Raw genomic sequence first — 19,409 nt, 5'->3', positions numbered from 1 at the left:
CCGCGCCGCGGGCCCCCTCACCGGATGCTCGAGAATGGTCGCGTGAACGTGCGACATGTACTCGTCCTGCCCGACCGCGACGCCGCCGAGGAGGTGGCGCAGGAGGCCGTGGACCGCTTCGGCCTCCCGGAGGAACCGCAGTTGGTCCGCGACGCGCTGGCCGGCGAGGACGACGCCGAGGACGCCCAGTGGCTGGTGGTCGTGGAGGACCCGCAGGAACGGCTCGACGCCACCTCGCTGGACGGCCTCGCCGCCGAGTACGAAGGCTGGCTGGAAGCCCCGTAGGGGAGCGTCCGGGATCAGGCCTTGTGCACGATCTGGACGTCCAGCGTCACGTCCACGCTCGTACCGATCGCCGCGATGCCGTGCGCCAGCACCGACTGCCAGTTCAAGGTGAAGTCCTCGCGGTTCAGTTCGGTGGTGGCCCGGCAGGCCGCCCGCGGCTCGCCCTCCAGGCCGGTGCCGAGACCCAGGTACTGCGTGTCCAGGGTGACGGAGCGGCTGACCCCGTGGAGGGTCAGGGCGCCGGCCACGGCCCAGCGGCTGCCACTGCGGTGGATGAACCGTTCGCTGTAGAACTCCACCGTGGGGTACCGGACGGCGTCCAGGAAGTCCCCCGACCGCAGGTGGTCGTCGCGCAGCCGCACCCCCGTGTCGATGCTCGCCGCATCGATGATCACGTGCATGGAGGAGTCCTCCATGCGCTCGGCGATCCTCACCGCCCCGGCGAACGTGTTGAACCGGCCCCGGATCCGGGCCATCCCGATGTGCCGGGCCGTGAAGGCGATGGAGGAGTGCGTCGGGTCGAGCTCCCAGTGACCGGGCTGCGGCAGCAGCGGAGGCTCCACCGCGTCGAGGACGATCTCCCCCGTGCCCGGCTGCGCCGGGTCCCCCACGAGCGTCGCCCCGTGGAACGGCGTGTACCCCTCGGCGGTGACGGAGAGCCGGTACTCCCCCTCCGGCACGGCCGCGGTGAAACCGCCGTAAGGGTCGGTCTCCCCGCTGACGATCCGGCGCCCGATCGGGTCGGTCACCTCGAACGCGGCCTGCCTGATCGGCTGGTGGACGGTGTCGAGGACCCGGCAGCTGAGAAGTCGCGCCGTCGGCGGGAGCGTCAGTGTCGCGGATGTGTGCGGGCTGGAACTTCCGGCTGGCTCCATCCCCCGTCTGCGACCGAACATGGCTGATGCACCCCCGTGCTGTGTGGACTTGGACCGTTCTGGCGAAAACGCATTCGATCATGCTGTCGGGTTGTGGGCAAACAGAGCGGTCGCGCCCGGTATGCCCGCACCGGATCCGGCGCCGGCCGGCCGGAAACGCACGCATCCGAACTCCGGTTCCACTGACGGCGATCGAGCCGTCGGTGTCGGTGCGCAGCACCGTCGCCCCCACCGCCCGCAGGCGTGCGAGCGTACCGGGCGCAGGGTGCCCGTAGCGGTTTTTTGTGCCGACGGGAACAATCGCGAGCCGCGGCCGCACCCGGGCGGTCAGCTCGGGATCCTGGTGCGCGGAGCCGTGGTGGGCGACCTTGAGGACGTCCACCGGACCCAACTGCGGATGCTCCCTCAGAAGTGCCTGCTGTGCGGGTGGTTCGAGGTCACCGAGCAGGAGCAGGGTCAGACCGGCGGCGCGTACCAGCAGGGCGACGCTCGCGTCGTTGGGCCCCTCGGGCGGCGGTCCGGCCACCGGGGGCCAGAGCACCTGCCACTCCAGCGGGCCGGCCCTTCGCCTCTCCCCCTGCGCCGCCCGCACGACGGGAACATCCGCGGCCGCGGCCGTCCGGCGGACGAACTCGGCCTGCGCCGATGGCTCTTCCAGGGTGGTGGCCTGGATCACACCCACGGACCGGCCGCGCAGCACCCCGGCCAGCCCTCCGACGTGGTCGGCGTGAAAGTGCGTCAGCAGCAGCATCGGCACCCGGTGCACACCCAGCGCGCGCAGGCAGCGGTCCACGGGGCCGGGCTCCGGTCCGGCGTCCACCACCAGGGCCTCGCCCGGGCCGACCGCGAGGACGGCGGCGTCCCCCTGCCCCACCGCGCACTGGACGTAGCTCCAGTCGGGCGGGGGCCAGCCGGTGACCGTACGGGTGAGCTGCGGCGGCCGCAGCACGGCGAGGAGCAGCAGCACCGCCAGCGCGGAGCAGAGCCACCGCCGCCGCCCGATCCTGGCACCCACGGCCACGACGGCCACGGTGGCCGCGGCCAGCAGCAGGCCACCGGTGAGCCCGCCCGGCCAGGGCAGCTCCGCCCCCGGCACCCGCGCCCCGGTCCGGGCCACGGCCGCGATCCACCCGGCCGGCACCCCCGCGCACCAGGCGAGCGCCTGAGCGGCGGGCATCCACAGCGGGGCCGCGGCGAGCGAGGCGAAGCCGAGAACCGTCGCCGGACCCGCCGCGAGCTCGGCCAGCAGGTTGCACGGCACCGCCACCAGGCTGACCCGGGCCGCGAGCACGGCCACGACCGGCGCGCACACCGCCTGGGCGGCCCCGGCGGCCCCGAGGGCGTCGGCGAGCCGGGGGCCCATCCCGCGCCGCCGCAGGGCTTCGCTCCACCGGGGAGCGAGGGTGAGCAGCGCCCCGGTGGCCAGCACGGAGAGCAGGAAGCCGTAGCTGCGGGCCAGCCACGGGTCGTAGAGCACCAGCAGCAGGACGGCCGCGCCCAAGGCCGGGATCAGGGACCTGCGCCGCCCGGTGGCGATGGCCAGCAGGGTGACCGCCCCGCAGGCCGCGGCCCGCAGCACGCTGGGCTCCGGCCGGCACACCACCACGAACCCCAGCGTCAGGGCCGCCCCGCACAGGGCGGTCACCCGCAGCGAGAGCCCGAGCCGGGGTGCCAGCCCGCGCCGCTCGGCCTGCTGCGCGCGGGCCGGGGGGCCGATGAGCAGGAAGAGCACCACGGTCAGGTTGGACCCGGAGACGGCCAGCAGGTGCAGCAGGTCGGTGGCGCGGAAGGCCTCGTACAGATCGGGCGGCACCCTGGACGTGTCCCCGACCACCAGCCCCGGCAGCAGGGCCCTGGCGTCCGGCGCGAGCCCCTCGGTGGCCTCGCGCAGCCCGGCCCTCAGCCGCCCCGCGAGCCGCTGCGCGGCGTCCGGACCACAGGTCACCCGGGGCGGGGTGTCAGCGGCCGGACGGAGCAGCGCCACGGCCCGCTCCCCGTCCCGATTCGGGGACAGCCGGGCGACCACCGCCACCCGGGTCGACGGCTGCAGCCGGGCCCATCCCGCGTGCCCGGCCAACACCCGCACCGGGGTCTCGACCCGGGTGCTCGTCCCGTCGGGCCCGGTCACCCGGGTCACCACCGCGTCCAGCACCACCACGGGCGGCCCGCTCCCACCGCGGGCGGTCCTCGGATCGGAGCCGACGGTGAGCTCGGCGAGGACCCGGGCATGTTCCCGGGCGAGCCCTGTGACCGGCCCGGCCCGCGCCTCGGCCCGCTGGAGCCCCGCCACCCCGGCCCCGGCCGCCGCACACAGCAGGGCCGCCGCCACGGCCGGGGCGACCTGCCACCGCGGGCCCGGGCGCCGGCACCCGGCCAGGACCAGCAGTCCCGCGCAGAGCACCCCCAGCCCCACGCCGAGGGCGGTACGGCCGGCGGGCGCGTCCAGGGCGAGGGCCGCCGCCGCCCAGGCGGCCACGGCCGGCACCGCCAGGCGCAGATCCACCGGGCCCGGCGGCCCTTCGGAGCGGTTCACGGCCGCACCCGCGTCCGCAGGTCGGCGAAGCGCCGTTCGCCGATGCCATCCACCTGGCGGAGCTCCTCCACGGACCGGAAGCCGCCGCGGGCGGTGCGGAAGTCGACGATGTGCTGGGCCAGGACCGGCCCGACCCCCGGCAGACCGTCCAGCTGCGCGACCGTGGCCGAACCCAGACTGAGCGGCCCAGGCCCAGGTCCCGGGCCCGGACCGGCGGCGGCCCCGCCCGGCGCAGGCTGCGCCGGAGCACCCACCAGTACCTGCTCGCCGTCCACCAGCACCCGGGCCCGGTTCAGTCCGGTGGTGTCGGTGCCCGGGCGCACTCCCCCGGCGGCGGCCAGCGCGTCCTCCACCCGCGAGCCGGCGGGCAGCCGGCGCACTCCGGGATCCCGGACCTTGCCGCTGACGTCGACGACGATCCGCGCGCCGCCACCGGCGCCCCCGCCACCACCCGCGGCCGGCGCGGCAGCCGGTGCCGTGGCCGCCGCCGGGACCGCGCCCGGGGTGACCAGCGCGGGGACGGTCACCGGCCGCGGCCGGGCCGCCATGTACTGATGCCCGGCGAAGCCGACGGCGGCGGCCAGCACCACCGCGACGGCGGCCACCGTGCGCGGCTGCACCCCGCACCGGGCCTGCAGCCACAGCGGCAGCCGCTCCCGCACGGCCAGCCTCCGCGCGGCCCCGGAGGACAGCCCAGCCGCCCCGGGCCCGGCCGCGGCCTCGTCGGGCAGGGTCCCGGGATCCGCCCCGGCTGGCGGCGGTGCCGGCGGCGGACCGCTGCCACCGAGCAGGGCTTCGGCCCGCCGGCGCACCGCGCCGGGCTCCGCAGGGGGAACCCGCAGACCCGGGCGCCCGCCGCGGCCACGGCGGTGGCGGAGACGACCACCCGGGAAACGACGGTCGGAGAGCCGGCCGTCGGAGAGACGGCTGTCGGAGAGACGGCTGTCGGAGAGACGGCTGTCGGAGAGACGGGAGCGGCCCGGGCCACTGGTGGCGCCGCCCGACGGATGCGAAGTACGCGTTCGAAGAGTCATGCCACGACGGTAGGGGCCCACCCCGACCCCCGTTCGGAGCCTTCAATTCCGGTGGATGACCGGCCCGTTGTGGATAACCGGGCCACTCGTTCCGGTGATCAGCGAGGGGAGACGACCGCCGCCAGCAGCCCCGGCCCGGTGTGCGCGCCGATCACCGCACCGACCTCGCTGACGTGCAGCTCGACCAGTCCGGGGATGCGCTCACGGAGCCGCTGGGCGAGCTTCTCGGCCCGCTCCGGTGCCGCCAGGTGGTGCACGGCCACGTCGACGGCCGCGGACCCGGCCCGCTCGACGGCCAGCTCCTCCAGGCGGGCGATGGCCTTGGAGGCCGTACGCACCTTCTCCAGCGGCTCGATCCGCCCGCCCTCCAGCGTCAGCAGGGGCTTCACCGCCAGCGCCGAGCCGAGGAGGGCCTGCGCGGCCCCGATCCGGCCGCCGCGGCGCAGGTAGTCGAGGGTGTCGACGTAGAAGTACGCGGACATGTCCGCCGCCCGCTTCTCTGCGGCCGCCACGGCCTCGTCCACGGAACCGCCCGCGTCGGCCACCTCGGCGGCGGCCAGCGCACAGAAGCCGAGGGCCATCGCGATCATGCCGGTGTCCACGACGCGCACCGGTACGGGTGCGGTCTTCGCCGCGAGCGCCGCGGCGTCGTAGGTGCCGGACAGCTCGGCGGACAGGTGCAGGCTGACGATGCCGGTGGCCCCGGCGTCCGCGGCCGCCCGGTAGGCGCGGACGAACTCCTCCGGGCTGGGCCGCGAGGTGGTCACCGACCTGCGCTTCTGCAGGGCCACGGCCAGGCTGCGCGCCGAGATCTCGGTGCCCTCCTCGAGCGCCTCGCCGCCCAGGACCACGGTCAGCGGGACGGAGGTGATTCCGTGCCGCGCCATGGCCGGTTGGGGCAGGTAGGCCGTGGAATCGGTGACGATGGCGACATGGCGGGACATGAGGCGGAGGTTACCGCCAGTGGGGGTGTGACGGCAGCCTGGGCCCCTCGCCGGCGCCTGCGGCGGGCCGTGCGGGGCCGCTCCCCAGCCCCCACCCCTCCCCGAAAACCGGGGCTCCGCCCCGGGACCCCGCGCCTCAAACGCCGGCGAGGCCGGATCGTCAGGTCGTGCTTTCCGGTCGGCGGGTCTTCTGCCAGGGGTATTCGGGCGCCGGAGCGGCCGGGTTCAGTGCCGCCTTCTGAGGCTGCTCACGTGGCGCTGCCTGCTGCTGTCCCTGCTGCGGGTCCTGTGCTGGCTGCGCCGGGTGCACCGGCTGCGCCGCGTCCCACTCCGCGGCCGCCGCCGCCAAGTGGTCCACCGACTCCCGAGACCAGTCCCGCAGGGCGCCGGACTCCATCTCGATCTGGGCCGACAGGTCGGACATGTCGTCCTGCGCGAAACGGCTGGCACGGTCCCGCGCGGCCCAGCGCAGCGAGTCCGCGGCCTGTGTGATCTTGGCCGTGCGCTCCCGCAGGTCGGGCATGCGCTCCGCGATCCGCGCGCGGTCCGGATCCTGCTCCAGCCGCTTCAGCTCGTCGTCCAGCTCGTGCCCGTGCGCGCTCAGCCGCTCGAACAGGGCGATCGACTCCCGCAGCGAGGCGTCGAGCCGGACCCCCTCGTGCAGCGCCTGCTGCGTGGACCGCATCGACGTCCGCAGGTCCAGCCGCAGCTGCGCCAGCGCACCCGTGACCCCGACCTGGCCGAAGCTCTTGGCCCGCAGGGTGGTGTCCTCCACCGTCCGTCGCGCCTGGGTGATCGTCCGGTCCACTCCGCGCTTGGTCGCCTGCACCACCTTGACGGTCGCGTACGCGCCCAAGCCCAGGAAGGCGAAAAGCACCATCAGCGCGAAGATGATCAACGCGGCCTCCATGAGTGTCCCTTCCCCAGTCCCCGCCGGCTTACTGCCGTCACCTCAACCGTAAACGCCACAGGCAGGCTGGGGGTTCCATTCGAACCCCCAACCTGCCCGTACGGGATCTCCCCGATGTAGGGGTCAGCCGTCCGACCGCGGTCAGATGACGATGTTCACCAGCTTCGGAGCACGCACGATCACCTTGCGGATCTCCGCGCCGCCCAGCGCCGCCACGACGCCCTCGTCGGTCACGGCCAGCTGCTCCAGCTCCGCGTCCGAGATCCCCGGCGACACCTCCAGCCGCGCCTTGACCTTGCCCTTGACCTGCACCACGCACGTCACGGTCTCGTCCACGACGTACGCCGGGTCCGCGACCGGGAAGTCCTGGTGGACCACCGACTCACCGTGGCCCAGGCGGCTCCACAGCTCCTCGGCGATGTGCGGGGCCAGCGGGGCGATCAGCAGCACCAGCCGCTCGGCGACCGAGCGCTCCAGCGGGCGGCCCGCCTTCGTCAGGGCGTTGTTCAGCTCGGTGATCTTCGCGATGGCGGTGTTGAAGCGCAGCCCCGCCATGTCCGCGCCGGCCCCGTCGATCGCCTTGTGCAGCGCGCGCAGGGTGTCCTCGGCCGGCTCCCCGTCCACGACGGTGACCCGGCCGGTCTCCTCGTCGACGATGTTGCGCCACAGGCGCTGCAGCAGGCGGTACTGGCCGACCACGGCGCGCGTGTCCCACGGACGCGAGACGTCCAGCGGGCCCATCGCCATCTCGTACAGGCGCAGGGTGTCCGCGCCGTACTCCTCGCAGATCTCGTCGGGCGTGACGGCGTTCTTCAGGGACTTGCCCATCTTGCCGTGCTCACGCTTGACCGGCCGGCCCTGGTGGAAGTAGCCGCCGTCGCGCTCCTCGACCTCGGCCGCCGGGACGTAGACGCCGCGCTCGTCGGTGTACGCGTAGGCCTGGATCATGCCCTGGTTGAACAGCTTGTGGAACGGCTCGGCCGAGGAGACGTGACCCAGGTCGAACAGCACCTTGGACCAGAAGCGCGCGTACAGCAGGTGCAGCACGGCGTGCTCGGCGCCGCCCACGTACAGGTCGACACCGCCGTGCGGCGCGCCCTCACGCGGGCCCATCCAGTACTGCTCGATCTCCGGGTCCACCAGGGCCGACGCGTTGTTCGGGTCCAGGTAGCGCAGCTCGTACCAGCAGGAACCGGCCCAGTTCGGCATGGTGTTGGTCTCGCGCCGGAAGGAGCGGACACCACGGCCGTCGCCCAGGTCCAGCTCGACGTTGACCCATTCCCCGTTGCGCGACAGCGGGGTCTCCGGCTTGGAGGCCGCGTCGTCCGGCGCGAAGGTACGAGGCGAGTAGTCCTCGACCTCCGGCAGCTCCAGCGGCAGCATCGACTCGGGCAGCGGGTGCGCGACGCCGTCCTCGTCGTAGACGATCGGGAAGGGCTCGCCCCAGTAGCGCTGCCGGCTGAACAGCCAGTCGCGCAGGCGGAAGTTGACGGTCCCCTCGCCGATGCCGCGCTCGGTCAGCCAGTCGGTGATGGCGGCCTTGGCCTCGACGACGCCCAGGCCGTCCAGGGAGATGCCCTCGCCCGTCGAGTTGACCAGCGTGGCGTCGTAGGAGACGAAGGCGTCGTCCCACTCGGCCGGGTCGATGTCGCGGCCGTCGGTCGGCTCGACCACGCAGCGGACGGGCAGCTCGAAGGCGCGCGCGAACTCGAAGTCGCGGGCGTCGTGCGCCGGGACCGCCATGATCGCGCCGGTGCCGTAGCCCATCAGCACGTAGTCGGCGATGAAGACCGGGACCTTCTGGCCGCTGACCGGGTTGACCGCGTACTCGCCGGTGAAGACACCGGTCTTGTCCTTGGCCTCGGCCTGCCGCTCGACGTCCGACTTGGCCGCGGCCTGCTTGCGGTACGCGGCGACGGCCTCGGCCGGGGTGGCGTATCCGCCGGTCCACACCGCGTGGGTGCCCTCGGGCCAGGCGGCCGGGATGAACTTCTCGACCAGCGGGTGCTCGGGCGCCAGCACCATGTAGGTGGCGCCGAACAGGGTGTCCGGGCGGGTGGTGAAGACGGTGATCGCCTCGTCGCCCAGCGCGAAGTCGACGCGCGCGCCCTCGCTGCGGCCGATCCAGTTGCGCTGCTGCAGCTTGATGGCCTCGGGCCAGTCCAGCGCGTCCAGGTCGTCGATCAGCCGGTCGGCGTACGCGGTGATCCGCATGTTCCACTGGCTCAGGCGCGACTTGAAGACGGGGAAGTTGCCGCGCTCGGACCGGCCGTCCGCGGTGACCTCCTCGTTGGCCAGTACGGTGCCCAGCCCGGGGCACCAGTTCACCGGCGCGTCGGAGGCGTAGGCCAGCCGGAAGCCGTTCAGCACGTCGGCGCGCTCGCCCGCGGTCAGCCCGGCCCAGGCGCGGCCGCCGGGGACCTCACGGGAGCCGCTCTCGAAGGCGGCGACCAGCTCGGAGATCGGGCGGGCCTTGCCCGCGTCGGCGTCGTACCAGGAGTTGTAGATCTGCAGGAAGATCCACTGGGTCCACTTGTAGTAGTCCGGGTCGATCGTCGCGAAGGAGCGGCGCTTGTCGTGGCCCAGGCCCAGCCGGCGCAGCTGGACCTTCATGTTCTCGATGTTCGCCTCGGTCGACACCCGCGGGTGCGTGCCGGTCTGCACGGCGTACTGCTCGGCCGGCAGGCCGAAGGCGTCGAAGCCCAGGGTGTGCAGGACGTTGTGGCCGGTCATCCGCTGGTGGCGGGCGAAGACGTCGGTGGCGATGTACCCGAGCGGGTGACCGACGTGCAGTCCCGCACCGGACGGGTACGGGAACATGTCCATGATGAACTTCTTGGGCCGTGCGACCACGTCGGCGTCCCCGGCCAGGTCACCGGTCGGGTTCGGGGCCTCGTACGTGCCCTGCGCGTCCCATACGTCCTGCCAGCGTGCCTCGATGTCGGCGGCCATGGCAGCCGTGTAGCGGTGCGCCTCGGCCGCCTCGGGGGCCGGGGTGTTCGTCTCGCTCATGATTTCTGAAGCTCCATCGATCGTCTTCGCCGTCTCTGCCTGCCCAAACGAAAAAACCCCTCGCACAGGAGGGGACGCCGCGCCGATGCCGACCTCTCGAAGGTCGGCGCTGATCAGCGCGGCTCGGTAAGCAGAAGGCGTACGGCACGCATGGCGTCAGGGTACCGCAGCACCCGCGGCGGCCGCTCGGACGACCGCACAACGAGAAGCGGGCCACCCGATCCGGGTGGCCCGCTTCTTCACTGTGGAGCTAAGGAGAATTGAACTCCTGACCTCCTGCATGCCATGCAGGCGCTCTACCAACTGAGCTATAGCCCCTTGTTCTGCTTGCCGCTTCGGTTTCCCTTGCCGGTTCCCCTTGGCGACGTCCCAAACATTACACGGTCATGGCCCTGGTCCAAAAATCGGTTTCCGCCGACCCTGGGCCATGTCCGATTTGATCCAACTTGTCACGCTCTCGCGAACTGATAGAACCGCTTGAGCGTGCAGTGCTCGTCGAGCAGCCGGCCGTAGATCGGCTCCCCTTCCAGCTCACGGTACGTCTCGATCGGGTCGCCCTTTATGATCAGCGCCCGCGCGCATTCCTCGCACCAGTACTGGTAGTCGGGGTTGACCGGGTCCATGTCCCGCACGATCGGCGTGCCGTTGTTGCACCAGTCGCACCGGCGCCGGTGTGCACCCATCCGTCAGCGACTCCCTCCCGCGTCGGGCCGTCGTCTCCCCCCTCCGGCGGTCCGATTCTGCCATGCCGGTGCGGGCCAGGTCAGCAAACGCAAAGGGTACAAAAACAAGGATCCCGCCCCCTGTTGGGGACGGGATCCTGATTGTGGAGCTAAGGAGAATTGAACTCCTGACCTCCTGCATGCCATGCAGGCGCTCTACCAACTGAGCTATAGCCCCGCTCTCCGCCGCGCTCCCCCCGTCTCCGGTGTTCTGCGCTGCGAACAAGAAGAACTCTAGCCTGTGACCAGCCGGAAAGTGAAATCCGGGTGGCAGCCCCGGCAGGGAGCGGCAAGGAGCGGCGGGAAGCAGCTCAGTCGTCGTCGCCGAGCACCGGTTCCGGCAGGGTGCCGGCGTTGTGCTCCAACAGGCGCCAGCCGCGCGCGCCCTCGCCGAGGACGGACCAGCAGCAGTTGGAGAGCCCGCCCAGGCCCTCCCAGTCGTACGCGTTCAGGCCCAGCAGGCGCCCGATCGTCGTACGGATGGTGCCGCCGTGGCTGACCACGACCAGGGTGCCGCCCTGCGGCAGCCGGTCGGCGTGCGCCAGGACCACCGGCGCGGCGCGGTCGGCGACCTCGGTCTCCAGCTCACCGCCGCCGCGGCGGACCGGTTCGCCGCGCTTCCACGCCGCGTACTGCTCGCCGTACTTCTCGATGATCTCGTCGTGCGTGAGGCCCTGCCACTCGCCGGCGTACGTCTCGCGCAGCGCCGCGTCGTGGTGCACGGGCAGCCCCGTGACGGAGGCCAGTTCGGCCGCCGTGGCGGAGGCGCGCTGCAGGTCGGAGGCGACGATGGCATCCGGCTTCAGCGAGGCGAGCAGCCGCGCGGAGCGGCGCGCCTGCGCCACACCCGCCTCGGTCAGCTCGATGTCCGTGGAGCCCTGGAAGCGCCGCTCCAGGTTCCACGCCGTCTGGCCGTGCCGCCAGAGGACGATCTTGCGTCCGGACTTGCCCGAGGTGCTCGTGCTCAGAACAGATCACCGTCCAGTTCGTCGTCGCCCGCCGCCTCGCGCAGCTTGGCGTGCTCCTCGGCCTTGCCGATGGTGAGCTTGGCGTCCTCGGGGAGCTCGATCTCGGGGCAGTCCTTCCACAGGCGCTCCAGCGCGTAGAAGACCCGCTCCTCGCTGTGCTGGACGTGGACGACGATGTCGACGTAGTCGAGCAGGATCCAGCGGGCGTCGCGGTCGCCCTCGCGGCGCACCGGCTTGGCGCCGAGCTCCTTGAGCAGGCGCTCCTCGATCTCGTCGACGATCGACTTGACCTGGCGGTCGTTGGGCGCCGAGGCGAGCAGGAAGGCGTCGGTGATCGACAGCACGTCGCTGACGTCGTACGCGATGATGTCGTGCGCGAGCCGGTCGGCCGCGGCCTGGGCGGCGGCGGTGATGAGCTCGATGGAGCGGTCCGTGGCGGTCACTGGCCATGCTTTCGGGTTGGCGGGCAGATCCTTACAAGGGTCTCATGTACCGCCGACGCCGCCCGCGCGGAACGGCCCGCGCGGGCGAAAGCACTTCCCGGGACCGGGCCGGGGCCCGGTCAGGACGCCTTGTAGTCCTTGCCCAGGATCACCACGACCTCCGCGTTCACCACGTTCTCGGCCTTCTTCACGACCGTCTCGGGCAGCCCCAGCGTCTTGGCGACCTCGATCGCGCGGTCCCGCTGCGCGTCGTCCTGGTACGTGATCTGGGAAGCGACCGCGGTCTTGTCGGCCTTGCCGCCGTCCACGAAGGTGTAGCCGCCGTTCAACAGCGCCGCCTTCGCCGCGACCTGCGTCTTCTCGTCGCCGGTGGCGTCCTTGAGGCCGACGCGCGGGGAGGCGCCGGGCTGCGCCGCGGCGACGGAGCCGCCGAGCACCTCCTTGACGATCTTCTTGTTGGCCTCGTCCGTGAGGGTGCCGTCCGCCTTCACCGCGAGGAGGTCGGTGCGGTACGCGCCCACCTTGGCGTGTTCGCCGAGGCGGGCCAGCAGGGCGCCGAGGGTCTGCGCGTTCAGGGCCGGGTCGAGGATCTGGCCGATGCTCTCGACCGTCACGGCCGCCGCCTTCGGGTCGCTCGGGACCTTGCGCAGGACTGCCTGGAGCACCTTGCCCACGCGCTCCAGCTGTTTGGTCTCCGGTTCGCCCTGGCCGCGGTGCGTGGCGTACGCGACGGCCATGGGGCCGCTCAGGCTCTGCTTCTGGCCCTGGGCCACGGCCGGGGTCTTGGCCGCGTCGTCGGCCGGGACCGCGGTGTCGGTGTCGACCTCGATGCCGCCGACCAGCTCGACCAGGTTCTCCAGGAAGGGGGTGTCCAGCCGCCAGGTGCCGCCGATCTGGGTGCCGAGCACCGCGTCGAGGGCCTCGCGGGTGCCGAGGCCGCCCTCCTCGACCGCCTTGCCGAGCGCCGTCGCGGAACCGTCCTGGCTGGTGACGCCGAGGGCGTTCGGGAGGAGGACGGTGGCGCCCTGCTTGGTGGTGACGTTGTCGACGAGCAGCACCGAGGAGGTGCCGCCCTTCTTGGTGTTGTGCAGGTGGACGACGATCATGTCGCGCTTCTGCGCCCCGGCGGCGGCGGTCGCGCCGCTCTTGTCCTGGCCGGGGCCGTCGAGGAAGGGCAGCTTGCCCGCGTACCAGAGGTAGCCGAGGCCGCCGGCGACGAACAGGGCGAGGACGACGATCAGCGCCACCACCCGGTTGCGGCCGCGGCGGCGGGCCTCCTCGCGGCGCTCGGTCCGGCTCTCGGTGAACTTGAGCCAGTCGATGACGTCCTCGGAGTCCTCGTCCGGCTGGTCGATGAAGGAGAACATCTCGGTGCGGTAGTCCCGGCCCGCCTCGGGCTCGCCGTCGGGCCGGCGCGGCTCGGGGACCTGGGCGGTCCGGCGCTCGGCCGGGGCCGGGGGCTCGGGGGCGGCCGGCTGCGGCGCGGGCTGCTCAGGGGCCTGCTGGGGGGCGGCCTGCTGCGGGATCCACTGCTGGGTCTGCTGCGTGTCGTAGCCGTAGCCGGGGGCCTGCGCGTAGTCCTGCTGGCCGTACTCCTGGGCGGCCGGCTGCGGCGCGTAGTACTGCTGCGGCTGCTGCTGGCCGTAGCCCTGGTAGTCGTAGCCGTACTGCTGCTCGTACTGCGGCGCGGGCGGAGCGGGCTGCGCGGGCACCTGGCCGTACACCGGCCGCCCGTACGCGTCGTAGCCGACGAGCTGCTGCTCCTGGGCGGCATACGGGTCGTACGGATCCTGTCGGTCGTTCACCGCGGGGCCCCTCTCTCCGGAAGCTCAGGCTCCCCGGTACAGCTCACGCTTGTCGATGTAGCGCACGACGCCGTCCGGCACCAGATACCAGACGGGATCCCCCTGGGCCACCCTCGCACGGCAGTCCGTGGACGAGATCGCCAGCGCGGGCACCTCGACCAGGGAGACGCCGCCCTCGGGGAGCCCGTCGTCGGTGAGGACGTGGCCCGGCCGGGTGACGCCGATGAAATGGGCGAGCGAGAAGAGCTCGTCGGCGTTCCGCCAGGTCAGGATCTGTGCGAGAGCGTCGGCACCCGTGATGAAGAACAGGTCGGCGTCGTCGTTCAGCGCCTTCAGGTCCCGCAGGGTGTCGATCGTGTACGTCGGCCCGCCGCGGTCGATGTCGATGCGGCTGACCGAGAACTGGGGGTTCGAAGCCGTGGCGATGACCGTCATCAGGTAGCGGTCCTCGGCGGGCGAGACGGCCCCGTGCGACTTCTGCCACGGCTCGCCCGTCGGCACGAACACCACCTCGTCGAGGTGGAAAAGGGCGGCCACCTCGCTGGCGGCCACCAGGTGTCCGTGGTGGATCGGGTCGAACGTCCCGCCCATCACGCCGAGCCGGCGCTTGACCGGACCGGTAGGCCTCTCCTGCTCTCCCATGAGCGCAGAGCCTACTGGCCCGGCGGACCGGCCGGTCTAGCGGTCGCGGTTCAGGCGCGTGGTGACCCAGAGCATCAGCATCAGGATGACGAAGGCGCCACCGCCGGTCAGGTACGGGTTCAGGCTGTCGTGGTTGCCGCCGTGCTGTTCGGCCCCCTCCGAGGCGAGGACGACCAGGTTGTGGGCGGTGGAGGCGAGGCTCATCAGGCAGGTACCTATCGAGTCGGGGAGCGGGCGGAGATTTCGCTCACATCGTATGCGGGGGCCTGGGGCACGCTCACGCCGACTCAGGCGTTGGAGAGGATAGACGCACGGCCAAGCAGGCCGTTCCAGGGGAGGGCGCTATGACGGAGACGGGTTTCGAGAAGGCACCGGCGCGGGACCGCAGGCGGTTCCCCGGCATCTCCTCGCGGGCGTACGAGCATCCGGCGGACCGCTCGGCGCTGGTGGCGCTGCGCAAGCTGACCGGGTTCGACACCGTGTTCAAGGCCCTGAGCGGGCTGCTTCCGGAGCGGAGCCTTCGGCTGCTGTTCCTGTCGGATTCCGTACGGGTGGGCGAGACGCAGTTCCCGCACCTGTACGCGATGCTGCGCGACGCCTGTTACATCCTGGACCTGGAGAAGGTCCCGCAGATGTACGTGCAGCAGGACCCGAAGCCCAATGCCATGTGCATCGGGCTGGACGAGCCGATCATCGTGGTGACCACGAGCCTCGTCGAGCTGCTCGACGAGGAGGAGATGCGGGCGGTGGTGGGCCACGAGGTGGGCCACGCCCTGTCGGGGCACTCCGTGTACCGCACGATCCTGCTGTTCCTGACGAACCTGGCGATGAAGGTCGCGTGGATCCCGCTGGGCAATGTGGCGATCACGGCGCTCGTGACCGCGCTGCGCGAGTGGTTCCGCAAGTCGGAGCTCTCGGCGGACCGGGCCGGCCTGCTGGTGGGGCAGGACGTGACGGCCTCGATGCGGGGGCTGATGAAGCTCGCGGGCGGCAACCACCTGCACGAGATGAACGTGGACGCCTTCCTGGAGCAGGCCGACGAGTACGAGAAGGGCGGCGACCTGCGCGATTCCGTCCTGAAGATCCTCAACATGCTGCCGCGCACGCACCCCTTCACCACGGTCCGGGCGGCCGAACTGAAGAAGTGGTCGGAGAGCCGGGACTTCCAGCGGATCATGGACGGCCACTACCCGCGCCGCGAGGAGGACAAGGACGCCTCGGTGACCGACTCCTTCCGGGAGTCGGCCGCGCACTACGCCGACGCGGTGCGCACCAGCAAGGACCCGCTGTTCAAGCTGGTCGGCGACATCGCGGGCGGCGCGGCCGACATGGGCGGCAAGCTCCGCGACAAGTTCACCGGCGCCGGCAGCGGATCCGGCGCGGGCACCGGGCCGGATGCCAAGGGCGGGGCTACGGAGCAGGGCTGACCGAAGTCTCCCCGGGGGCCGCGGAGGGCGCCAGTACGCCGCACAGCCCGGCCGCGCGCCGCGGCTCGCCGGTGGCGTACGGGTCGCTCGCGGGCGGGCCCACGGTGGTCGGGCCGGCTCCGGCCAGCAGCGGACGGAAGCCCCCGGCCGGGTCGCTGGAGCAGTCCTGCGGCCCGGCCATCACGTACGCCGCGGCCAGCTCCAGGCGCCGGGCGCCCAGGTCGTCCCGGTCGAAGCGCAGCCGCAGCTCCCGCCGGACGGTGAAGAGCGAGGCGCCGTCGGCCGCGGCCGGGGCTCCGGTGGCCGGCCGCACGGCGTACACGAAGGTGTGGTCGGTGATCACCTCCAGCACGTCCGGGTTGACCTCCGCGTAGGCGAGGGTCCCGCTCACCCGGACCCGGGAGTCGGCCACGACCGCGGTGGCCGGGTCGAAGCGGACCAGCCAGCCGGTGATCGCGTGCCGGCCGTCGCCGGCGGGCGAGGTCATGCTGTGGTCGAACTGCGCCAGCTGGTCGGGGTCGAGCAGAACGCGCACCGGCCGGTTGGCGGATCCGGCCAGGACGTCGGGGTCCAGCGAGGAATTCACCAGGTAGTCCTTGGCAACGGACAGCGCGGTGACGATCTGGACGTCGGTGAAGTGCTGCGTGCGGCGCACGGCGGGCAGGGTGATCCCGGCCGCCCCGACGCGGTAGTCGGCGGCGGGGCTCTTCGCGTACAGGTCGGCGGGCCGCCCGCCGGACACGGCGGTGGTCGGCGCGAGCGGGACCACGGTGCTGCTGAGCGCCTGGGCGGGCCCGTCGGGCGGGGGCACGTAGGGGTTGCGCAGCCCCATGTAGACGGCGGCTGAGAAGGCCGTGGCGATGAGCAGCACGAGCAGCATGCCCTGCCGGGCGCCCCGGCCGGGGGTGCCGGTGCGGGGTCCGGAGCCGCTGCCCGACCAGATGGAGCGGCTGCGGACGGCCCTGGCGTGTTCGCCCATGCGTTCCTGTGCCGAGTACTCCTGGAGCCGGGCAGCCCGGACGAAGTCCTCGTCGAACACCACCGATCGGTACTCGTCCGACCGGAAATCGTCCGACCGGAACTCGTCGTCGGCGCCGCCCGTGCCTTCAGGGGTGCCGTTGGGCGGATCTCCTGGAACGGCCATCGCTTCTCCCCGCTGTCCCCGCTTCAGAGAAGCCCCCTACCCGGGCGTACGCGAGTGGGGTCGTACCTTCAGGGTTGGCGGACGGAGGGGTACGTAAACGCGCCGACGCCGGTGACTTCGCGCCCGGGGGTGCTGGCGGGCGCCGGGGCGGGGTCCGCCTCGCCCGAGGCGCTGCGGTAGACGGCGCTGAAGGCGAGCGCGACCATGCCGAGGCCCATCACGAAGGCGAGCACCCAGGCGACCGGGCGCAGCCAGGGCGACCGGCCGCGGTACGGGCGCAGGCTGCCGCCGTAGGCCCCGTACGGGCCGTACGTGCCGTCGGGGTAGCCGGGGCCGCGGTCGTCCCAGCCGTGTTCGTCGTCCTCGTAGCCGTCGGGGTGGCCGTAGGCGTATCCGTCGTAGTCGTCGTCGCCCGTCCAGCCGCCGGCCACGGCGCGGGCGGCTTCCGCCTCCGCGCGTGCCCGGTCCGCCGCCCGCTGGCGCTCGGCGGCACTCGGTTCATGGATCTCGGCGTTCCGGACGAAGGCCTCGTCGAACACCACGGAGGCGAAGTCCTGATCCGCGCCTCCGCGGTCGTCGTCGGGCTCCCCGTCGTCCGGGAACGGCTTGCCCCCCACGTCGTCCGGCACGGGACCAGCCTAGACCGGGGGGACGCCTTTGGGCAGGGTGTCCGCCGAATTCCGGCCACACCGCGTCCAGGCTTCGACTACCGAACGTGACCGTCGCCGGTGACGATGTACTTCGTGGAGGTGAGCTCGGGAAGCCCCATCGGGCCCCGGGCGTGCAGTTTCTGGGTGGAGATGCCGATCTCGGCACCGAATCCGAACTGGCCACCGTCCGTGAACCGAGTGGATGCATTCACGGCGACCGTGGTCGAGTCGACCAGCTGGGTGAAGCGGCGCGCTGCGGCCTGCGAGGTGGTGACGATCGCCTCGGTGTGGCCGGAGGTCCAGCGGCGGATGTGGGCGACGGCGTCGTCGAGGGAGTCGACGACGCCCGCGGCGATGTCGTAGGAGAGGTACTCGGCGGCCCAGTCCTCGTCGGTGGCGGGCAGGGCGGTGACCTTGCCGCCTTCGGCCGCGGCCAGGACCCGGGCGTCGCCGTGCACGGTGACGCCGGCCTCGGCGAGCGCGTCGAGGGCGCGGGGCAGGAAGGCGTCGGCGATGTCCCGGTGGACGAGGAGGGTCTCGGCGGAGTTGCAGACGGAGGGCCGCTGGGCCTTGGAGTTGACGAGGATGTCCACGGCCATGTCCAGGTCGGCCTGGGCGTCGACGTAGACGTGGCAGTTGCCGGTACCGGTCTCGATGACCGGGACGGTGGACTCCTCGACCACGGTCTTGATGAGGGAGGCGCCGCCGCGCGGGATCAGCACGTCGACGAGGCCGCGGGCGCGCATCAGCTCGCGGACGGAGTCGCGGGACTCGCCGGGGACGAGCTGGATCGCGTCGGCGGGGAGGCCCGCCTCGGTGATGGCGTCGCGGAGGATGGCGACGAGCGCGGTGTTGGAGGCGTAGGCGGAGGAGCTGCCGCGCAGGAGGACGGCGTTGCCGGACTTGAGGCAGAGGGCGGCGGCGTCGACGGTGACGTTGGGGCGCGCCTCGTAGATGATCCCGACGACGCCGAGGGGGACCCGGATCTGCCGGAGGTCGATGCCGTTGGGGAGGGTGGAGCCGCGGACGACCTCGCCGACGGGGTCGGGGAGGGCGGCGACGTCACGCACGTCGGAGGCGATGGCGGCGACGCGGTCGGGGGTGAGGGTGAGGCGGTCGATGACGGTCTCGCTGGTGCCGGCGGCGCGGGCCTTGTCCGTGTCCACGGCGTTGGCGGTGATGATCTCGGCCGTACGGGCCTCCAGCGCGTCCGCGATCGCCAGCAGGGCCGTGTCCTTGGCGGACCGCGGGAGTGGCGCGATGGCGGCGGCCGCGGTGCGGGCCGCTTGCGCGGTGGCGATGACGGGCGAGGTGGCGGTGGCGGCATCGAGCGAGGTCATGCCGCCCAGGGTAATCCCCCGCCGGTGGCCCTTCGATGGGGTTCCACCCCGCGAGACGCTGCCGCGGGCTCGTCTGTGCCCGGGCCCGGTCCTCAAGCGCCGGACGGGCTGAAAGACCCTGGGGCTCCGCCCCAGACCCTCCCCCAGACTCCGTCCGGGGGACCCCCACCCCTCAAACGCCGGCGGGGCTGAAGAGGCCGGGCTGCGTCAGTACGGGTGCACGCCCACCGGGTGGGCCGGGGGTGGGCCGTAGCCTTCGGCTACTCGTTGGTGGTAGGTGGCGCGGTCGATGACCTCCAGGCCGACGATCTCCCAGGGCGGGAGCTGCGCCGAGGAGCGGTGTTCGCCCCACAGCCGCAGGGCGACGGCCGCCGCGTCGTGGAGGTCGCGGGCCTCTTCCCAGTAGCGGATCTCCGCGTGGTCGTCGGCGTACCGGCTGGTCAGCAGGAAGGGGTGGTCGTGGGCCAGTTGCTCCAGCCCGCGCCGGACCTCGGACAGCGGGGCCGGCCTGCCGGAGACGCTCAGGGTCACGTGCCACAGGCGCGAGGCGTGATCCTGCTCCTCCCCGCCACCGCCGCCGTCACCGTCCCCCGGACCGACGCTGGTCAGCGCTCGTCTCACCAGCCGCCTCCTGTCTCCGCTGCGCGTGTCCGCCCGCCCCTCACAGTTGACCAG

17 protein-coding genes, 2 tRNA genes and 1 pseudogene are annotated in these 19,409 nt (G+C 72.7%); 2 read left to right on the top strand and 18 right to left on the bottom strand.

Annotated elements, in window-relative coordinates; genetic code table 11:
• The first annotated feature begins 24 nt into the window (after window positions 1–24).
• Window positions 25–285, top strand: coding sequence for a hypothetical protein (locus tag ACIPYQ_RS02020; protein ID WP_401245301.1), 261 nt, complete (start codon window positions 25–27; stop codon window positions 283–285).
• A 14-nt stretch (window positions 286–299) separates the two neighbouring features.
• On the opposite strand, the gene ACIPYQ_RS02015 is transcribed toward ACIPYQ_RS02020, so the two are convergent.
• The 14 genes and pseudogenes from ACIPYQ_RS02015 to ACIPYQ_RS01950 form a co-directional block, all read right to left on the bottom strand.
• Entirely contained in the window at window positions 300–1,181 is an 882-nt protein-coding gene (locus ACIPYQ_RS02015) for a YceI family protein (RefSeq protein WP_401245299.1), read from the bottom strand.
• Between the two features lie 136 nt (window positions 1,182–1,317).
• A pseudogene (locus tag ACIPYQ_RS02010) lies at window positions 1,318–3,693 on the bottom strand (ComEC/Rec2 family competence protein); the annotation flags it as partial.
• Window positions 3,690–4,727, bottom strand: coding sequence for a helix-hairpin-helix domain-containing protein (locus tag ACIPYQ_RS02005; protein WP_401245297.1), 1,038 nt, complete (start codon window positions 4,725–4,727; stop codon window positions 3,690–3,692). The gene ACIPYQ_RS02005 and the pseudogene ACIPYQ_RS02010, both read right to left, overlap by 4 nt.
• Before the next feature lie 98 nt (window positions 4,728–4,825).
• Entirely contained in the window at window positions 4,826–5,671 is an 846-nt protein-coding gene (locus ACIPYQ_RS02000; protein ID WP_361768524.1) for a DegV family protein, read from the bottom strand.
• A gap of 160 nt (window positions 5,672–5,831) precedes the next feature.
• A complete protein-coding gene (locus ACIPYQ_RS01995) occupies window positions 5,832–6,581 on the bottom strand; it encodes a hypothetical protein (protein ID WP_401245294.1) in 750 nt (249 codons plus the stop codon).
• 141 nt (window positions 6,582–6,722) lie between these two features.
• On the bottom strand, window positions 6,723–9,593 hold the full coding sequence (gene leuS, locus ACIPYQ_RS01990; protein WP_401245292.1) for a leucine--tRNA ligase: 2,871 nt from the start codon (window positions 9,591–9,593) through the stop codon (window positions 6,723–6,725).
• Window positions 9,594–9,838: 245 nt separating this feature from the next.
• Window positions 9,839–9,911: transfer RNA gene (locus ACIPYQ_RS01985), tRNA-Ala, on the bottom strand.
• 131 nt (window positions 9,912–10,042) lie between these two features.
• Window positions 10,043–10,276, bottom strand: coding sequence for a hypothetical protein (locus tag ACIPYQ_RS01980; protein WP_008738908.1), 234 nt, complete (start codon window positions 10,274–10,276; stop codon window positions 10,043–10,045).
• 144 nt (window positions 10,277–10,420) lie between these two features.
• Window positions 10,421–10,493: transfer RNA gene (locus ACIPYQ_RS01975), tRNA-Ala, on the bottom strand.
• Between the two features lie 133 nt (window positions 10,494–10,626).
• Window positions 10,627–11,283 carry a histidine phosphatase family protein gene (locus ACIPYQ_RS01970; RefSeq protein ID WP_361760175.1) on the bottom strand — a complete coding sequence of 219 codons (657 nt, stop codon included), beginning with the start codon at window positions 11,281–11,283 and terminating at the stop codon, window positions 10,627–10,629.
• Window positions 11,280–11,726, bottom strand: a complete 447-nt coding sequence (rsfS, locus tag ACIPYQ_RS01965; RefSeq protein ID WP_030008628.1) for a ribosome silencing factor — start codon at window positions 11,724–11,726, stop codon at window positions 11,280–11,282. The genes ACIPYQ_RS01970 and rsfS overlap by 4 nt, the downstream gene beginning before the upstream one ends.
• A gap of 119 nt (window positions 11,727–11,845) precedes the next feature.
• Window positions 11,846–13,531 carry an LCP family protein gene (locus tag ACIPYQ_RS01960; RefSeq protein WP_401245290.1) on the bottom strand — a complete coding sequence of 562 codons (1,686 nt, stop codon included), beginning with the start codon at window positions 13,529–13,531 and terminating at the stop codon, window positions 11,846–11,848.
• 24 nt (window positions 13,532–13,555) lie between these two features.
• On the bottom strand, window positions 13,556–14,173 hold the full coding sequence (gene nadD / locus ACIPYQ_RS01955; protein ID WP_361760155.1) for a nicotinate-nucleotide adenylyltransferase: 618 nt from the start codon (window positions 14,171–14,173) through the stop codon (window positions 13,556–13,558).
• A gap of 36 nt (window positions 14,174–14,209) precedes the next feature.
• Window positions 14,210–14,377, bottom strand: a complete 168-nt coding sequence (locus ACIPYQ_RS01950; protein ID WP_184791954.1) for a hypothetical protein — start codon at window positions 14,375–14,377, stop codon at window positions 14,210–14,212.
• Window positions 14,378–14,517: 140 nt separating this feature from the next.
• On the opposite strand from ACIPYQ_RS01950, the gene ACIPYQ_RS01945 reads away from it, so the two are divergent.
• The gene (locus ACIPYQ_RS01945; RefSeq protein ID WP_401245287.1) at window positions 14,518–15,600 is read left to right on the top strand and encodes a M48 family metallopeptidase; all 1,083 of its coding nucleotides are present in this window, start codon (window positions 14,518–14,520) and stop codon (window positions 15,598–15,600) included.
• Here ACIPYQ_RS01945 and ACIPYQ_RS01940 read toward each other — a convergent pair.
• The 4 genes from ACIPYQ_RS01940 to ACIPYQ_RS01925 all read right to left on the bottom strand — a co-directional run bounded on the left by ACIPYQ_RS01940 (window position 15,584) and on the right by ACIPYQ_RS01925 (window position 19,409).
• The gene (locus ACIPYQ_RS01940) at window positions 15,584–16,744 is read right to left on the bottom strand and encodes a hypothetical protein (RefSeq protein ID WP_401245285.1); all 1,161 of its coding nucleotides are present in this window, start codon (window positions 16,742–16,744) and stop codon (window positions 15,584–15,586) included. The two genes, ACIPYQ_RS01945 and ACIPYQ_RS01940, sit on opposite strands and share 17 nt — an antisense overlap.
• A gap of 68 nt (window positions 16,745–16,812) precedes the next feature.
• Window positions 16,813–17,373 (bottom strand): hypothetical protein, encoded by a 561-nt coding sequence (locus ACIPYQ_RS01935; RefSeq protein WP_361760145.1) that lies wholly within the window; start codon window positions 17,371–17,373, stop codon window positions 16,813–16,815.
• Between the two features lie 77 nt (window positions 17,374–17,450).
• Window positions 17,451–18,734 carry a glutamate-5-semialdehyde dehydrogenase gene (locus ACIPYQ_RS01930; RefSeq protein WP_401245282.1) on the bottom strand — a complete coding sequence of 428 codons (1,284 nt, stop codon included), beginning with the start codon at window positions 18,732–18,734 and terminating at the stop codon, window positions 17,451–17,453.
• A 207-nt stretch (window positions 18,735–18,941) separates the two neighbouring features.
• Window positions 18,942–19,409, bottom strand: a complete 468-nt coding sequence (locus ACIPYQ_RS01925) for a hypothetical protein (protein ID WP_319720729.1) — start codon at window positions 19,407–19,409, stop codon at window positions 18,942–18,944.

It is taken from the genome of Streptomyces sp. NPDC090045, from assembly GCF_044747975.1.
Classification (GTDB): domain Bacteria; phylum Actinomycetota; class Actinomycetes; order Streptomycetales; family Streptomycetaceae; genus Streptomyces.
The sequence above is the reverse complement of the archived record's forward strand: the minus strand, read 5'-3'. Positions and strand labels throughout refer to the sequence as shown.

Excerpts from the sequence above, each read along its gene's own strand:
- ACIPYQ_RS01945 (WP_401245287.1), top strand. The coding sequence starts at position 14,518 with ATGACGGAGACGGGTTTCGAGAAGGCACCGGCGCGGGACCGCAGGCGG.
- ACIPYQ_RS01995 (WP_401245294.1), bottom strand. The coding sequence starts at position 6,581 with ATGGAGGCCGCGTTGATCATCTTCGCGCTGATGGTGCTTTTCGCCTTC.
- leuS (WP_401245292.1), bottom strand. The coding sequence starts at position 9,593 with ATGAGCGAGACGAACACCCCGGCCCCCGAGGCGGCCGAGGCGCACCGC.
- ACIPYQ_RS02000 (WP_361768524.1), bottom strand. The coding sequence starts at position 5,671 with ATGTCCCGCCATGTCGCCATCGTCACCGATTCCACGGCCTACCTGCCC.
- ACIPYQ_RS02020 (WP_401245301.1), top strand. The coding sequence starts at position 25 with ATGCTCGAGAATGGTCGCGTGAACGTGCGACATGTACTCGTCCTGCCC.
- nadD (WP_361760155.1), bottom strand. The coding sequence starts at position 14,173 with ATGGGAGAGCAGGAGAGGCCTACCGGTCCGGTCAAGCGCCGGCTCGGC.
- ACIPYQ_RS01940 (WP_401245285.1), bottom strand. The coding sequence starts at position 16,744 with ATGGCCGTTCCAGGAGATCCGCCCAACGGCACCCCTGAAGGCACGGGC.
- ACIPYQ_RS01950 (WP_184791954.1), bottom strand. The coding sequence starts at position 14,377 with ATGAGCCTCGCCTCCACCGCCCACAACCTGGTCGTCCTCGCCTCGGAG.
- ACIPYQ_RS02015 (WP_401245299.1), bottom strand. The coding sequence starts at position 1,181 with ATGTTCGGTCGCAGACGGGGGATGGAGCCAGCCGGAAGTTCCAGCCCG.
- ACIPYQ_RS02005 (WP_401245297.1), bottom strand. The coding sequence starts at position 4,727 with ATGACTCTTCGAACGCGTACTTCGCATCCGTCGGGCGGCGCCACCAGT.
- ACIPYQ_RS01930 (WP_401245282.1), bottom strand. The coding sequence starts at position 18,734 with ATGACCTCGCTCGATGCCGCCACCGCCACCTCGCCCGTCATCGCCACC.
- ACIPYQ_RS01980 (WP_008738908.1), bottom strand. The coding sequence starts at position 10,276 with ATGGGTGCACACCGGCGCCGGTGCGACTGGTGCAACAACGGCACGCCG.